Genomic DNA, 14,602 nt, shown 5'->3' with positions numbered 1-14,602 from the left:
GGCAGTTCACCGAGGGCGCGCACAATCGGCCCGGTGAGCCCGGTGAACCCTGAAACCCCAACAGCCGTGACCCTTTCCGACGACGAACTGGCCCGCATCGACGCCTACTGGCGTGCCGCCAACTACCTGTCGGTCGGCCAGATCTACCTGCTGGACAATCCACTGCTGGCCGAACCGCTGTCAGCCGAGCACGTCAAACCCCGGCTGCTGGGACACTGGGGCACCACGCCGGGACTCAACCTCGTCTACGCCCACCTCAACCGAGTTATCCGCAACCGTGACGCCAACGTCATCTACGTCACCGGCCCCGGGCACGGCGGTCCCGGCCTGGTCGCCAACGCCTACCTCGAAGGCACCTACAGCGAGGTGTACACCGGCATCGGGGAAGACGCCGAAGGATTGCGCCGGCTGTTCCGGCAGTTCTCCTTCCCCGGCGGCATCCCCAGCCATGTGGCTGCCCAGACTCCGGGGTCTATCCACGAAGGCGGTGAGCTCGGATACGCGCTGGTGCATGCCTTCGGTGCGGCGTTCGACAATCCCGATCTGGTGGTCGCCTGCGTGATCGGTGACGGCGAGGCCGAAACCGGTCCACTGGCGGCCAGCTGGCATTCCAACAAATTCCTCAACCCCGCGATCGATGGGGCGGTGCTGCCGATCCTGCACCTCAACGGATACAAGATCGCCAATCCGACGGTGCTGGCCCGCATTCCGCACGACGAGCTGGAATCGCTGTTGCGGGGCTACGGCTACCGGCCGATCACAGTGTCCGGCGAAGACCCGGCCGGTGTGCACCAGCGACTCGCCGCTGCGCTCGATGACGCGTTCGACGACATTGCGGCCATTCAGCACGCCGCCCGGGCGGGCGAGAATGTCGCAAGGCCGGTGTGGCCGATGATCGTGCTGCACACCCCCAAGGGTTGGACCGGGCCGAAGGTGGTCGACGGCAAGAAGGTCGAGGGCACCTGGCGCTCGCATCAGGTCCCGCTCGCCGACACCCACGACAGCGCCGAGCGTCGCCGGCAGCTTGAAGAGTGGCTGCGCAGCTACCGGCCCGATGAGCTGTTCGACGACAACGGCACGTTGCGGGCCGAGCTGCGGGCGCTGGCACCAACCGGTGATCGGCGGATGAGCGCCAACCCGCACGCCAACGGCGGGCTGCTGCTGCGCGACCTCGATCTTCCCGACTTCCGCGACTACGCGGTGCCGGTGGCACGTCCGGCCTGCGAAACGCACGAGGCCACCCGGGTGCTCGGTACGTATCTGCGAGACGTGATCCGGCGCAACCCGGATCGGTTCCGGCTGATGGGCCCGGACGAAACCGCGTCGAACCGGCTCAGCGCCGTATTCGAAGCGACCGGGCGAACCTGGCTGTCGGAGACCACCGACGACGACGATCACCTGTCTGCGACAGGCCGGGTGATGGAGGTGCTGTCGGAGCATCTGTGTCAAGGCTGGCTGGAGGGCTATCTGCTGACCGGCCGCCACGGCATGTTCGACTGCTACGAGGCCTTCGTGCATATCGTCGACTCGATGTTCAACCAGCACACCAAATGGCTGTCGACCAGCCGGGAACTGCCATGGCGGCGGCCGATCGCGTCGCTGAACTACCTGCTGAGCTCCCATGTGTGGCGCCAGGACCACAACGGCGCTTCGCACCAAGATCCCGGATTCATCGACCTGGTCGCCAACAAGCGGCCCGAGGTGGTACGCGTCTACCTGCCGCCCGATGGCAACACATTGTTGTCGGTGGCCGACCACTGCCTGCGCAGCCGTGACTATGTCAACGTCATCGTCGCCGGCAAGCAACCAGCGCTCTCCTATCTCGGGATGGACGAGGCCGTCGCGCACTGCACTCGCGGGCTCGGCATCTGGCAGTGGGCAAGCACGGCGACCGGTGATCCCGACGTGGTGCTGGCCTGCGCGGGAGACGTGCCGACGCTGGAGACGCTGGCAGCCGCCGACATTCTGCGGCGGGAACTGCCCGGGTTAGGCGTGCGGGTGATCAACGTCGTCGACATCATGCGGCTGCAGCCGGAGTCCGAACACCCACATGGATTGGCCGACAAGGAATTCGATGCATTGTTCACTCGCGACAAGCCGGTCATCTTCGCCTACCACGGGTATCCGTGGTTGATCCACCGGCTCGCGTATCGCCGCGCCAACCACCCCCGTATTCATGTGCGCGGGTTCAAGGAGCGCGGGACCACGACGACACCGTTCGACATGGTGATGCTCAACGATCTGGATCGCTTTCACCTGGTCATGGACGTCATCGACCGGGTTGACGGGCTGGCCGGCCGAGCCGCCGTGCTACGCCAGCAGATGGCCGACGCCCGGCTCGCGGCACGTTTGTACACCCGTGAGCACGGCGCCGATGACCCCGAGATCGCGGGATGGGCCTGGGAGTCGGGCGAGCGGACCGAACGCAGGCAGTGACGCCGAGCGAGACGACCAATTAGGCCGATCCGGCGACGTTCGTAATCCATGGCCCTGCCACTGGCCGCGCTGGCCGAAGTGGAGCCCTTGCTCGCCGCCGAGCGACCGCGCCCGACTGCTCGGTCCACCGCTTTTCTCTCGACTGGCCATCGCGGCCCGAAACCGGTTACCCAGGAAGCCGACTGACCCGGAACCAGACGACCGGGTGCAGTGTCTGCCGGCCACCAGCGCTGCAGCGCTAGCCTGTGCGGGTGGCGCATGTCTTGTCGGTGAACCTGGCCCGTGCCCGAGCAAACCCTGATCCACGCGCATTGTCCAAGGTGACGGGCATAGCCAAGGTGGCGGTAACCGAGCCGGTCATGGTGAGAGCGCCGGGCCCGATGCACGGTGGTCTGGGCAGTGGGCTGGTCGGCGACACCATCGGCAATCAGAAATTCCATGGCGGCGACGACCAGGCCGTTTACGCGTATGCACGAGAAGACATGGACGGGTGGGAATCTCGACTCCGGCGCACCCTCAGCAGCGGAATGTTCGGCGAGAATCTGACCACCGTGGGCATCGATGTGACCGGCGCACGGATCGGTGAACGATGGCGCGTCGGCACCGACGGCTTGGTGCTGGAAGTATCCGCGCCCCGGACGCCGTGCCGGACGTTTTCGGCGTTCCTGGAATTGAGCCATTGGGTCAACACCTTCACCCAAGCAGGGAAACCCGGGGCCTACTTGCGGGTGATCTCGCCGGGCACAGTTCGGGCCGGTGACGCGATCACGATCGACCACCGTCCCGATCATGACGTGACCATCGGTCTCGTCTTCCGCGCCCGGATGTCGGAACCCGAGCTGCTGCCCCGGCTATTGGTGGCCGACGCGCTCTCGGCCGAACTTCTGGCCTACGCGCGCCGCAGGCTGACGCCGAACGAGGGTTGAATCGCTGCGGCTCCGAGCTGGTTCGATGATCGTGTCGACACGTGGTCCGGTCTGCGCCGCCCGAAGCAAGCGGGCATTCGGCTGCGCGCAGGTAGACTCGCCACAATGCCTAACCCAGCTCCGGACCAAGCCGCCGTCAGCGCTCAGCCAGACGCGCCGGCATTGCCGATGCCGAAACCTGAGCGGTTGCGGATCCACGTCGATGTCGCCGTCGTCGTCGTGGTCCTGGTGCTGACCAACCTGGTGGCACACTTCACCACGCCGTGGGCCAGCATCGCGACCGTCCCGGCCGCCGCTGCCGGTCTACTGATCCTCGTCCGGTGGCGTGGGCTGGGCTGGACCGAACTGGGTCTGGGTCGGCAGCACTGGAGATCCGGCCTGGGGTATGCGCTGGCTGCGGTGGCCGTGGTGGTGTCGGTGATCGCGGTCGGCGTGCTGGTGCCGGTGACGCGGCCGATGTTCCTGAACAACCGCTACGCGACGGTCTCGGGCGCGCTGATCGCCTCGATGCTCGTCATACCGCTGCAAACCGTCATTCCCGAGGAGCTGGCGTTCCGCGGTGTCCTGCACGGCGCCCTCAGTCGTGCCTGGGGATTTCGCGGCGTCGCGATGGTGGGCTCGCTGCTCTTCGGTCTTTGGCATGTCGCGACGTCATTGGGTCTGACGAGCACCAATGTCGGCTTCACTCGATTGTTCGGCGGCGGGATCGTCGGGATGCTGGCCGGGGTGACGTTGGCGGTGTTGGCCACCGGCGCGGCCGGCTTCGTGTTCAGCTGGCTGCGCCGGCGCAGCGGCAGCCTGATCGCGCCGATCGCCCTGCACTGGTCGCTGAACGGGTTGGGTGCGCTGGCGGCCGCCGTGGTCTGGCACCTGACGACCTGAACCCGGTTAGACCAGCAGCACGGCTGCACCGGCGATACGGCCGGAGCTGAGGTCGCTCAGCGCACGATCGGCTTGTCCCAGCGGGTATTCCGGAGTGGTGACCTGGATATGGTGGTGCGCCGCGAAGTCGAGGAACGCGCGCGCGTCGGCCCGGGTGTTCGATGTGACCGACCGGATCTGCCGTTCCTGGAAGAGGTGTCGTTGATAGTTCAGCGGCGGAATATCGCTCAGATGAATGCCAGCGATGGCCAGAGTGCCGCCCCGGTCCAGCGCCTCGCATGCGGGCAGCACCAGGTCGCCGACCGGAGCGAACAGAATGGCAGCGTCCAGCGGCACCGGTGGCGGGTCGGTGGCGCCTTGGGCTGAGGCGGCGCCGAGGTCGAGCGCCAGCCGGCGCGCTTGGGCTCCGCGGGTCATCACGTGCACCTCCGCACCCTGGGCCAGCGCGACCTGCGCGGTAATGTGGGCGCTGCCGCCGAAGCCGTAAAGACCCAGCCGACCGCCGGGCGGCAGTTCGGCCCGCATCAGCGAGCGGTAGCCGATGATGCCGGCACACAATAGCGGCGCAAGTTCGCAGTCGCTGTAGCCGCTGGGCAGGTGGTGCGCGAAAGCCGCTGGGACCGTGGTGAATTCGGCGTATCCGCCGTCGGCGTCCCAGCCGGTGTAGCGCGAATTCGGACACAGATTTTCGTCGCCCCTAAGGCAGTACTTGCACAGCCCGCAGGTGTGGCGTAGCCAAGCGATACCGACCCGATCCCCCACCTGAAACTCGTCGCCGGCATCGGCACTCACCTCGATAACTTCCCCGACCACCTCGTGTCCGGGGGTCACTCGTTCGCGGTGCACGGGAAGGTCGCCCTCGGTGACGTGCAGATCGGTACGGCAGACCCCGCACGCGTGCACCGCAACGAGCAATTCAGCCGGCCCAGGCCGCGGCACCTCGGTGCTGACCCGCTCAAGCGGACGGGTGTCCATCGGGCCGGGCCGGCGTACCTGCCAGGCGGTCATTGTCGGGGCGGTCACCGCTGCGGACACCACCTCATCATGCCGCAATCCGCCACCGCGGCAACGGGTTAGCGGCGGTTTAGCGCTTCTGCACCATGCCGACTAGCCAGAGCAGGATCACCGAGCCGAGAATTGCGGTGAACAGCGTGAACCACCAACCTCCGGCCGCGGTGTTGACGAAGAAGCTCAGCAGGAAGCCGCCGATCAGTGCACCCACGACGCCGATGACGATGTTTATCAAGATCCCGGATCCCGAGCCTTTGACAATCTTGCCCGCTATCCAGCCCGCGATGGCACCGATGATGATGTAACCGATCCAGCCGACGCTGGTCAGCGTAGTCGAGCGGGCCAGAAACTCGGCTGCTGCCATGACACCCATCGCGATCTCCTCGTCATCACCGGCTCATCACCGGTAAAGCCCAACTCGACTGCTGGACCGTGATCTCGGTATACCCGGTTCGCGCGGCGATGGGAATGGTCGACTTCGCGACGCCCGGCCAACCGGGGCGGATATGCCGGTTTGCGACTGCCGGTTACGCCGGTTGGGTCCGCTGCGGTGTCGGGGTGAGGGTCGGGGTCACACCCGCGGCCGGAGCCTGGACCGGTGCGGGAGCGGGCGCCGGCGCGGGCGCACCAGGTTCCGTCCCCAGCTCGCCCGGAGCCGGTGCCGGCGCGGGCGCCGGCGGGGGCGTCCAGGGACGGATCGACTCGGCGAGAGCCTTTGCCGCGCCCTTGTCCACCGGGTTGTTCGAGGTCCCCAGCCACACCACGAACCAGCGCTGCGGAGGCCCGGCATTGGGCGTACTCCCCGCGGGCGTACCGATCACGCCGGTCCAGATCTGTCCGTTCGGCTTGGCCGGATCGCTGAATTTGACTTCGTAGTACGACGCGCTTCCGGACACCCCGTTGGCGTTGAGCGGAACCGCTTCCTGGTTGATTCGGGTGCCCGGGTACGGCATGAAGAACTCACCCATGTCCGAGCCCAACCGGACCGCGGCCTTGGGATTGGTGGTTTCGGCGCTGGCGTAAAGCCGTTGGTCCAGCCGGCCCAGCACGATACGAGTGTCGTTGGCGACCGGCGGAGCCTGCCCGGGCATCTGTGGCTCCCCGGTTGCCTTGCTGAGCAGCGCCGACCCGTAGTCGAGATGCGAAGCGTCTGACTCCACCCAGCCTGGCGGCAGGATGAAGCTGAATCCGCCGACCGCGTTGGTGATCCGGGCGGGTTCGGGCGCATTAGGGTCGGCAACCGGTGGGGGCGGTGCGTTGGGGTCGGCCGGCGGCGGCGCCGCGTTCGGATCGGCCGGCTGTGCCGCAGGCGTGCTGGTGGCTCCCGGTGGCGGTGTCGCCGGAGTGGTCGCCGGTGCGGGTGCAGGTGACGCCGCGGTCGTCGACGGCGGCGCGACCGCCGTCGTGGTGGCCGGCGCGGGTGCCGGCTCCGGGTCGGCGCTGGAGGTCGCCGGCAGCGCGATGGCGAGCGCGCCGGCGCTGCTTACGGTGGCGATCGCCAGCGTTGCCCACAGTCGGTTGCGACGTCTAATGTTGGAGTCCACCTGATGCATGGCGACGAACCTACCGTGTTGTCGCTGTGAAGCAAGGATGGCCTGCCGGTGTCGACGCTGTTCGTCATCGGCAGCTCCTATCGGCGAGCCGCCGGGTGCAGCGCAACTTCATGCGCCTTGATGCTGTACCACACGGGCGTCCCGGGCGTCAGCCGCAACTCCGCCGCGGCATCGGCGGTGATGCTGGCGGCCAGCCCCGGGGCGCCGTTTGGCTGATCCGGACCACGCACCAAGACCCCGGAACCGCGAGTCTGCAACTCCGTCACCATCACTTCGACGGTGTTGCGGGGGCTGCCATGCGGCCGTTCCAGGTGCACGGCTACCGCTGTCGGCGCGAACACCGCGACGGCGTCCTGGCCGCTGGTGAGATCCTGGGCCGCGATCCCATGCCAAGCAGCGCCGCTCGGGCTGTGCAGGGCGCCGTCGCCGCCAATGGTCCCGCTGACCAGGTTGATGCCCGCGATGCGGGCCCCGAAATGGCTTCGGGGCGCGGCAAGCACCTCGGCCACCGGACCGATCTCGGAGATCTTCCCGGACTCGACCACCATCACCCGATCCGCCAGCGCAAATACATCCAGCAGGTTGTGGGTTATCAGCACCACGGCGCAGCCGGTGTCGGCAACCACGCCCCGCAGCACCGCCCGGATCGCCGCGGCCGCAGTCACATCCAGCCCGGTCAGCGGCTCGTCGAGCAGCAGCACATCAGGTTCAGCCGCCAGTGCGCGCGCAATGGCCACCCGCTGGGCCTGACCCCCGGATAGCTGCCGCGGCTTGCTGTCAGCGAATTGCACGGCGTCCACCTCACTCAACCAGCGCAGCGCCGACTCCCTGCGCCTGGAGCGGGCGAACCGGAACATCCCGCGACGGCTGAGCGGTCCGAATACCACGTTGGCGGCCACGCTCAGGTGCGGAAACAGCAGCGGTTCCTGGAGGAGCAGCCCCACCCGGCGGTCGTGTGTCGCCACCTCGACCCCGGCCGCGGTGTCGGTCAACACCCGGTCTCCGACGCGCACCAGTCCCGGGTCGGGGCGAACCAGCCCGGCAATGACATGAAGTGCGGTGGATTTGCCGGCACCATTGGGGCCGAGTATGGCCAGCACCTCGCCCGCCGAGACGACGAATTCCACGTCTAGACCGCGGTCCGTCACGACGGCGTGAAGCTGCAACCCGCTCATGTCCGGCTACCTTGCGTTAGGTGCGTGCTACCCGCCGACTCCCAGAACTGACACTGCGAGCACCGTCAACCCACCCCGCTGCCAGGCATGGCTCACACCTTAGGCGACGATTTCAATTCCCGGATAGCACGCGAAGCAGCACCCACTGTTCAGTGGGCAGTTTCCCTGGCGTGCCGTAGCAGCTGCGGTTGGTTGGCTGATCACAGCCCTAGCCTTTGTTTTAACAGTCGTATTTAGGGTCGATGATCGAACTTCGGCAGCGCAATTGCCGCATTTCGCGCCCAACGCTAGGCGGCTGTAACGGTTCCCACGGCAAGCTCGGGGTCGGTTCGCCCGGCCGTCACCTGGTGTCCGTCCCGGTCAGCCGTCGGGCGCCCAGACCGAGCACGACCAGCGCCGCCACCGCTACCAGAAGCAGCGACAATGCCACCGCAGCGTCCGGATCGTTGACCCGCTGCAGGTAGATCTCCAGCGGAAGGGTGCGGGTGACTCCTTGCCGGGAACCGGCGAACGTCAAGGTTGCGCCGAATTCGCCCAGCGACCGGGCGAATGCCAGCACGGCTCCGGACGCCACGCCGGGCAGCAACAGCGGCAGGGTGACCCGCCACCAGATCGTGCTCGGCCGGGCTCCGAGTGTGGCAGCGACAACCTCGTAATCGGCTCCCGCGGTTTGGGCCGCCCCCTCCAGGGATATCACCAGGAACGGCAGCGAGACGAAGGTCTGCGCCAGCACCACCGCCGTCGTGCTGAACGCGATCTTGATGCCGGCCGCCTCCAGGTAGTGCCCGATCAAGCCGAGCCGGCCGAACGCGTACAGCAGCGCGATACCCCCCACCACTGGCGGCAGCACGAGGGGCAGCAGGATCAGCGGCCGCAGCAACCGCACCAGCCGCGCCCGGCTGCGGGCCAGCACCAGCGCCATCGGCACTCCCAGCAGAACGCACACCATCGTGCTGGCCGTGGCGGTCTTCAGGCTCAGGACCAGTGCTGTCTTTGAGGAGGTGCTGGCGATCAGCGACCAGAAGTTGGGCCAATCGACTTTGAGGGCAATCGCAATCAGTGGTAGTACCACGAAGAGCGTCCCCGCGGCGGCGGGGACGTAAACCCAGCGGGGCAGATCGGCAGGCCGGCGCACAGCAGCTCGTCAGGGCCCGGCGAATCCCGACCGATCCAGGATCTGTCGCCCTGTCTCGGCCGTCACCAGGGCCACGAACCTCCGGGCCAGCTCAGGCTGGGGCGCCTTTCTCAACACCGCGATGGGATACACGTTCACCGCGCCACTGGCCTCGGGAAACTTGACCGTCGCCACCTTATCGCCGGAACTCATTGCGTCGGTGACATAGACCAGCCCGGCATCGGCCTGTCCGGTCGCGACCTTGTTGAGAACGTCGGTCACGCTGAGTTCTTCGCTGACCGGCCGCAGCTGGATACCGGTGGCGTTCTCGATGCGCCGGGTGGCCGATCCACAAGGCACCGGCTGGTGGCAGATCACCACGCTGAGTCCCGGCCCGGCCAGGTCAGCGAATGATCCGATCCGCTTCGGATTTCCCGGCGCGGTGACGATGACCAGCGTGTTGGATGCAAAGTTGGCCGGATCTGCGGCCACCAAGCCGGCCTTGACGACGGTGTCCATCTGGGCGGTGTCTGCTGAGGCGAAGACGTCGGCCGTCGCACCCTGGGTCAGTTGTGTCGCCAACTCAGAGGAACCGGCGAAGTCGAAGTCGACTCCAACGCCGGGGTAGTCTTTCCTGAACTGCTCACCGATCCGCGTGAACGCGGACTTCAGCGATGCCGCGGCGAACACCACTATCGATCGCGGGCCCGGGGCCAGTTGTGCGTGCGAACTACACGCCACCACGCTCGCGACCAGCCCCCAGATCAGCAGCCTCGATACCCGACCGCCCAGGGCCCCGATCCGGCGCATTGGTCAAACGTAGCAGCCGGAGCCCATCAACCACCGCCGGCCAAAAGCGCTCCCGAACAGGCCTCAACAGTTATGAAACTCGTCTGCGCGTCGTAGCGGCGCGGAGTTTCGCCGAATAGCTACTGTCCAGTAACATGTACCGCGATTGAGGCCACAACATGCCGAGATCCCAGGCAAGGATCCTGTGGCGGGTGAACTTCCAAGGTCTGGGTTCAATGGTGAACACGAGGAGGTCATGGCAGTGGAGGTGCTGGTCACCGGCGGCGACACGGATCTGGGGCGTACGGTTGCCGCGGGCTTTCGCGACGACGGTCACAAAGTGACGCTGGTCGGTGCCCGACGAGACGACCTGGAGGTTGTCGCCAAGGAACTCGATGTGGACGCCATCGCCTGCGACACCACCAACCCGGCGAGCCTGACCGAGGTCCGCAGCTTGTTCCCCCATCACCTGGACACCATCGTCAACGTGCCGGCGCAGTCCTGGGAGGCCGGTGATCCACGGACCTACTCGCTGTCCGACACCGCCGCCGCGTGGCGCAACGCGCTCGATGCGACGGTGCTCTCGGCGGTATTGACCGTGCAATGTGTGGGCGACCATCTGCGCTCCGGTGGTTCCATCATCGGCGTCGTGGCGGAAAACCCGCCCGCAGGCAGCGCCGACGCAGCGGTCAAAGCCGCCCTCTCGAATTGGGTCGCGGGGCAGGCCGAGGTTTACGGCACCCGCGGCATCACCGTCAACGCCGTAGCGTGCGGCCGCAGTATCCAGCCCGGATATGAAGGCCTTTCCCGCACACCGGCTCCTGTTGCGGCCGAGATCGCCCGGTTGGCGCTGTTTCTGACCACCCCCGCGGCACGCCACATCACCGGCCAGACACTGCACGTGAGCCACGGCGCGCTGGCGCACTTCGCCTGACTCTGTTGGGTTACCCACGCCGATCGCTACGGTAGATGCCGTGGCTATCAGGCTCGGCTTTCAGATCCCTAACTTCTCCTACGGCACCGGCGTCGAAAAGCTGTTTCCGTCAGTCATCGCCCAAGCGCGCGAGGCCGAAGCTGCCGGCTACGACTCGTTGTTCCTGATGGACCACTTTTATCAGCTGCCCATGCTCGGGACGCCCGACCAGCCCATGTTGGAGGCGTACACCGCCCTGGGCGCGCTGGCCACCGCGACCGAGCGGCTGCAACTTGGCACCTTGGTGACCGGCAATACCTACCGCAACCCGGCCTTGCTGGCCAAGATCATCGCCACACTGGACGTGGTCAGTGCCGGCCGGGCGATTCTCGGCATCGGCGCCGGCTGGTTTGAACTCGAGCACCGCCAGCTCGGATTCGAGTTCGGCACCTTCACCGATCGATTCCAGCGGCTCGAGGAGGCGCTGCAGATTCTCGACCCGATGATCAAAGGCGAGCGGCCGACCTTCTCGGGAAAGTGGTACACCACCGAATCGGCTATGGCCGAGCCGCGTTACCGTGACCGCGTCCCGATCCTGATCGGCGGTGGTGGCGAAAAGAAGACCTTCGCAATCGCGGCCCGGTACGCCGACCATCTCAACATCGTTGCGGCGCTCGACGAATTGCCCCGCAAGATGGACGCCGTCGCAGCGCGCTGCGAGGAAGCCGTCCGAGACCCCTCGACCTTGGAGACCAGTCTGATGTTGACCGTGGTGATCGACGAGAAGGCCAAGCCGGATCAACTGCCGGCGGAGACCAGCCGACGCATGGTGATCGGGAGCCCGGCGCAGATCGCCGACCAAGTGCAAGCCAAGGTGCTCGACGCCGGTGTCGACGGTCTGATCATCAACCTGTCCGCGCACGGACACAGCCCCGGCCTGATCACCGCAGCCGCCGAAACCCTGCGCCCGCTGCTCGGTGTATAGCCTGGCAGGTGGCGGTGTGGTTGATTACACACGCTCGCACCCGGGTATTCAGCGCCCGGCTTGGCTACCGTAGTAGCTAACTGCCGTTCGCCGGTCAAGGAGAGCCCTCAGGAGTAGCGGAGCATGAGCCCTCAGCCAGATCCCACAGCTGAAACACGTCGTCGGCATCGAGTCGTCATCATCGGATCTGGCTTCGGCGGCCTCAACGCGGCAAAGAAGCTCAAGCGTGCCGACGTCGACATCAAGTTGATCGCCCGCACCACTCACCACCTGTTCCAGCCGCTGCTCTACCAGGTCGCGACGGGCATCGTGTCCGAAGGCGACATCGCGCCGCCCACTCGGGTCGTGCTGCGCCGGCAGCGCAACGTACAGGTGCTGCTGGGTGACGTCACGCATATCGATCTGGCCGGTCAGTTCGTCGTGTCCGACCTGCTCGGCCACACCTACGAAACCCCGTACGACAGCCTGATCGTCGCCGCCGGGGCCGGCCAGTCCTACTTCGGCAACGACCACTTCGCCGAGTTCGCGCCGGGCATGAAATCCATCGATGACGCACTCGAGGTGCGGGGACGGATCTTAAGCGCGTTCGAACAGGCCGAACGGTCCCGCGATCCGGAACGACGGGCCAAGCTGCTGACGTTCACCGTCATCGGCGCCGGCCCCACCGGTGTCGAAATGGCGGGGCAGATCGCTGAATTGGCCAGCCACACGTTGAAGGGCTCATTCCGGCACATCGACTCGACCAGGGCCCGGGTGATCCTGCTCGACGCCGCCCCGGCCGTGCTGCCGCCATTCGGCGAAAAGCTCGGTCAGCGCGCGGCCGCCCGGCTGGAAAAGATGGGCGTTGAGATCCAGCTGGGTGCCATGGTCACCGACGTTGACCGCAACGGCATCACCGTCAAAGACTCCGACGGCACCATCCGGCGCATCGAGTCGCAGTGCAAGGTGTGGTCCGCCGGGGTCTCGGCCAGCGCGCTGGGCCACGATCTCGCGGAGCAGTCGTCGGCAGAACTCGACCGGGCCGGCCGGGTCAAGGTGCTGCCGGATCTGACGATCCCCGGACACCCCAACGTGTTCGTCATCGGCGACATGGCGGCCGTGGAGGGCGTGCCCGGGGTGGCGCAGGGCGCCATCCAGGGCGCCAAGTACGCCGCCGGCACTATCAAAGCCGAACTCGCCGGGGCCGACCCGACACAGCGTGAACCCTTCCAGTACTTCGACAAGGGATCCATGGCAACGGTGTCGCGGTTTTCCGCGGTGGCCAAGGTCGGTCCGGTGGAATTCAGCGGCCTCATCGCCTGGTTCGCCTGGCTGGTGTTGCACTTGGTCTACCTGGTCGGGTTCAAGACCAAGGTCAGTACGCTGCTGTCCTGGACTGTGACCTTCCTTAGCACTCGGCGGGGCCAGCTGACCATCACCGAACAGCAGGCCTTCGCCCGCACCCGGCTCGAGCAGCTGGCGGTTCTGGCGGCCGAGGCGCATCGCCCGGCGGCCCGGCGGGCAAGCTGACCGGTAACCGGTCACCCTGCCAGGTGCTCAGCGTCCCGCCGCCGGCCAACGTCAAGATGATCGACGCACCGGGGATGTCGGCAGCCAATGGCGTTGCCGGATAACGCAGCTCGTTGATGGTCGCCCGTGGCGCCGAGATGACGTCATCGGCCAGCGATCCGGCGCCCAATTCCACCCGGTGTCGCAGCATCGGGAGGCCATCCCGGTCGGCGCGCAGCGAGCCTGTCCAAAACCCTTGGCTTTCACCGTATCTACCGATCTGAACGCGTTCGCGGAAGCGGACCCGGCCACCGTCGTGCAGCCGCAGGACAACGATCGACAGGTGCCGGGCCGCGGCGGCGACGACCGTCGGCTCCAGATCCACATCCAGGTCGCCGGTCACCTCGATATCCCAATGGGCTTGGGATGTCGGTGTTTCGGCGCCGGGCAACACCACCGTGCCGGCTGCGCTGCGCAGCCGCAACCGGGCGCCCTGTTCGACGACCACCCGGATGTCGACGATGTCGCCGCCGAGCGGGTTTGCCGCCGCCGACACCAGGTACACGGTGTCGGGCGCGGTGCAACGAGCCGTGATACCACCGCGGGATTGGATGCGCGGCAACCGGTTCCGGGATGCGACCAGCAGGACCTCAGAGTGCATCAGCCGCTGCCAGTTGGGTACGAACCCAGGCCAGCACCGCGGTGGCGGCCGGGTCCTCGGTCAACGACTGCAGCACCGTCGGCCGCCCGTCGCGCACCGCGTCGGCGTCGCGGGACATGACCTGCAGGTCGGCACCCACCAGCGGAGCCAAGTCAGTCTTATTGACTACCAACAGATCCGAGTAGGTGACCCCCGGTCCGCCCTTGCGCGGCACCTTGTCGCCGCCGGCCACGTCGACGACGAAGATCTGCACATCCACCAGGCCAGAAGAAAAGGTGGCCGTGAGGTTGTCGCCCCCGGACTCGACCAGGATCAGATCAAGCGGATCGTGAGCGGCGATCAAGTCGTCGATCGCATCCAGGTTCGCGGTGATGTCGTCCCGGATCGCGGTGTGCGGGCACCCGCCGGTCTGCACGGCCGCAATCCGGTCGTCGGGCAGCACCGCGTGCTTGCGCAGGAAGTCGGCGTCCTCGGTGGTGTAGATGTCGTTGGTCAGCACGGCCAGGGACAGCTCGTCGCGCAACTGCCGGCACAACGCCGCCACAAGCGCGGTCTTGCCGGAGCCCACCGGGCCGCCGATGCCGATGCGTAACGGCTCCCCCGGTTGACGGACCCGTCGTGGACGTTGGTTGTGGGCGTGTGAGTGCGAATGTGTTGACACTGCTTACC

General features: G+C 66.8%; 14 protein-coding genes. 6 read left to right on the top strand and 8 right to left on the bottom strand.

Annotation, left to right across the window (positions count from 1 at the left end):
• Nucleotides 1–33: 33 nt before the first annotated feature.
• The 3 genes from AWC07_RS06155 to AWC07_RS06145 all read left to right on the top strand — a co-directional run bounded on the left by AWC07_RS06155 (nucleotide 34) and on the right by AWC07_RS06145 (nucleotide 4,244).
• On the top strand, nucleotides 34–2,436 hold the full coding sequence (locus tag AWC07_RS06155) for a phosphoketolase family protein (RefSeq protein WP_425271219.1): 2,403 nt from the start codon (nucleotides 34–36) through the stop codon (nucleotides 2,434–2,436).
• A gap of 251 nt (nucleotides 2,437–2,687) precedes the next feature.
• Entirely contained in the window at nucleotides 2,688–3,362 is a 675-nt protein-coding gene (locus AWC07_RS06150; RefSeq protein ID WP_036417108.1) for an MOSC domain-containing protein, read from the top strand.
• A gap of 168 nt (nucleotides 3,363–3,530) precedes the next feature.
• A complete protein-coding gene (locus tag AWC07_RS06145) occupies nucleotides 3,531–4,244 on the top strand; it encodes a CPBP family intramembrane glutamic endopeptidase (RefSeq protein WP_036417089.1) in 714 nt (237 codons plus the stop codon).
• Nucleotides 4,245–4,250: 6 nt separating this feature from the next.
• Here AWC07_RS06145 and AWC07_RS06140 read toward each other — a convergent pair whose 3' ends face one another.
• From AWC07_RS06140 to modA, 6 genes are all read right to left on the bottom strand, one after another.
• Nucleotides 4,251–5,282 carry a zinc-binding alcohol dehydrogenase family protein gene (locus AWC07_RS06140; RefSeq protein WP_139829571.1) on the bottom strand — a complete coding sequence of 344 codons (1,032 nt, stop codon included), beginning with the start codon at nucleotides 5,280–5,282 and terminating at the stop codon, nucleotides 4,251–4,253.
• A 46-nt stretch (nucleotides 5,283–5,328) separates the two neighbouring features.
• Complete coding sequence (locus tag AWC07_RS06135; RefSeq protein ID WP_036417091.1) at nucleotides 5,329–5,628, bottom strand: GlsB/YeaQ/YmgE family stress response membrane protein; 300 nt, start codon at nucleotides 5,626–5,628, stop codon at nucleotides 5,329–5,331.
• A 154-nt stretch (nucleotides 5,629–5,782) separates the two neighbouring features.
• A complete protein-coding gene (locus AWC07_RS06130) occupies nucleotides 5,783–6,808 on the bottom strand; it encodes an alanine and proline-rich secreted protein Apa (RefSeq protein ID WP_036417094.1) in 1,026 nt (341 codons plus the stop codon).
• 77 nt (nucleotides 6,809–6,885) lie between these two features.
• Nucleotides 6,886–7,983, bottom strand: a complete 1,098-nt coding sequence (locus AWC07_RS06125; RefSeq protein WP_036417096.1) for a sulfate/molybdate ABC transporter ATP-binding protein — start codon at nucleotides 7,981–7,983, stop codon at nucleotides 6,886–6,888.
• A 340-nt stretch (nucleotides 7,984–8,323) separates the two neighbouring features.
• Nucleotides 8,324–9,118 (bottom strand): ABC transporter permease, encoded by a 795-nt coding sequence (locus AWC07_RS06120; RefSeq protein ID WP_036417098.1) that lies wholly within the window; start codon nucleotides 9,116–9,118, stop codon nucleotides 8,324–8,326.
• A 9-nt stretch (nucleotides 9,119–9,127) separates the two neighbouring features.
• On the bottom strand, nucleotides 9,128–9,907 hold the full coding sequence (gene modA / locus AWC07_RS06115; protein WP_036417100.1) for a molybdate ABC transporter substrate-binding protein: 780 nt from the start codon (nucleotides 9,905–9,907) through the stop codon (nucleotides 9,128–9,130).
• 235 nt (nucleotides 9,908–10,142) lie between these two features.
• On the opposite strand from modA, the gene AWC07_RS06110 reads away from it, so the two are divergent.
• The 3 genes from AWC07_RS06110 to AWC07_RS06100 all read left to right on the top strand — a co-directional run bounded on the left by AWC07_RS06110 (nucleotide 10,143) and on the right by AWC07_RS06100 (nucleotide 13,293).
• Complete coding sequence (locus AWC07_RS06110) at nucleotides 10,143–10,820, top strand: SDR family oxidoreductase (protein ID WP_036417102.1); 678 nt, start codon at nucleotides 10,143–10,145, stop codon at nucleotides 10,818–10,820.
• 40 nt (nucleotides 10,821–10,860) lie between these two features.
• Nucleotides 10,861–11,784 (top strand): LLM class F420-dependent oxidoreductase, encoded by a 924-nt coding sequence (locus tag AWC07_RS06105; RefSeq protein WP_085104996.1) that lies wholly within the window; start codon nucleotides 10,861–10,863, stop codon nucleotides 11,782–11,784.
• A 123-nt stretch (nucleotides 11,785–11,907) separates the two neighbouring features.
• Nucleotides 11,908–13,293, top strand: coding sequence for an NAD(P)/FAD-dependent oxidoreductase (locus AWC07_RS06100; RefSeq protein WP_036411438.1), 1,386 nt, complete (start codon nucleotides 11,908–11,910; stop codon nucleotides 13,291–13,293).
• Here AWC07_RS06100 and AWC07_RS06095 read toward each other — a convergent pair.
• Both AWC07_RS06095 and ureG read right to left on the bottom strand, forming a co-directional pair.
• On the bottom strand, nucleotides 13,199–13,933 hold the full coding sequence (locus AWC07_RS06095) for an urease accessory protein UreD (protein WP_084293430.1): 735 nt from the start codon (nucleotides 13,931–13,933) through the stop codon (nucleotides 13,199–13,201). The two genes, AWC07_RS06100 and AWC07_RS06095, sit on opposite strands and share 95 nt — an antisense overlap.
• On the bottom strand, nucleotides 13,923–14,594 hold the full coding sequence (gene ureG, locus AWC07_RS06090) for an urease accessory protein UreG (RefSeq protein WP_036411436.1): 672 nt from the start codon (nucleotides 14,592–14,594) through the stop codon (nucleotides 13,923–13,925). The genes AWC07_RS06095 and ureG overlap by 11 nt, the downstream gene beginning before the upstream one ends.
• Between the last annotated feature and the right edge of the window lie 8 nt (nucleotides 14,595–14,602).

Origin of the sequence: Mycobacterium gastri (assembly GCF_002102175.1) — a bacterium.
Classification (GTDB): Bacteria; Actinomycetota; Actinomycetes; order Mycobacteriales; family Mycobacteriaceae; genus Mycobacterium; species Mycobacterium gastri.
The sequence above is the reverse complement of the archived record's forward strand: the minus strand, read 5'-3'. Positions and strand labels throughout refer to the sequence as shown.

Excerpts from the sequence above, each read along its gene's own strand:
- AWC07_RS06145 (WP_036417089.1), top strand. The coding sequence starts at position 3,531 with ATGCCGAAACCTGAGCGGTTGCGGATCCACGTCGATGTCGCCGTCGTC.
- AWC07_RS06135 (WP_036417091.1), bottom strand. The coding sequence starts at position 5,628 with ATGGGTGTCATGGCAGCAGCCGAGTTTCTGGCCCGCTCGACTACGCTG.
- AWC07_RS06130 (WP_036417094.1), bottom strand. The coding sequence starts at position 6,808 with ATGCATCAGGTGGACTCCAACATTAGACGTCGCAACCGACTGTGGGCA.
- AWC07_RS06125 (WP_036417096.1), bottom strand. The coding sequence starts at position 7,983 with ATGAGCGGGTTGCAGCTTCACGCCGTCGTGACGGACCGCGGTCTAGAC.
- modA (WP_036417100.1), bottom strand. The coding sequence starts at position 9,907 with ATGCGCCGGATCGGGGCCCTGGGCGGTCGGGTATCGAGGCTGCTGATC.
- AWC07_RS06110 (WP_036417102.1), top strand. The coding sequence starts at position 10,143 with ATGGCAGTGGAGGTGCTGGTCACCGGCGGCGACACGGATCTGGGGCGT.
- AWC07_RS06100 (WP_036411438.1), top strand. The coding sequence starts at position 11,908 with ATGAGCCCTCAGCCAGATCCCACAGCTGAAACACGTCGTCGGCATCGA.
- AWC07_RS06095 (WP_084293430.1), bottom strand. The coding sequence starts at position 13,933 with ATGCACTCTGAGGTCCTGCTGGTCGCATCCCGGAACCGGTTGCCGCGC.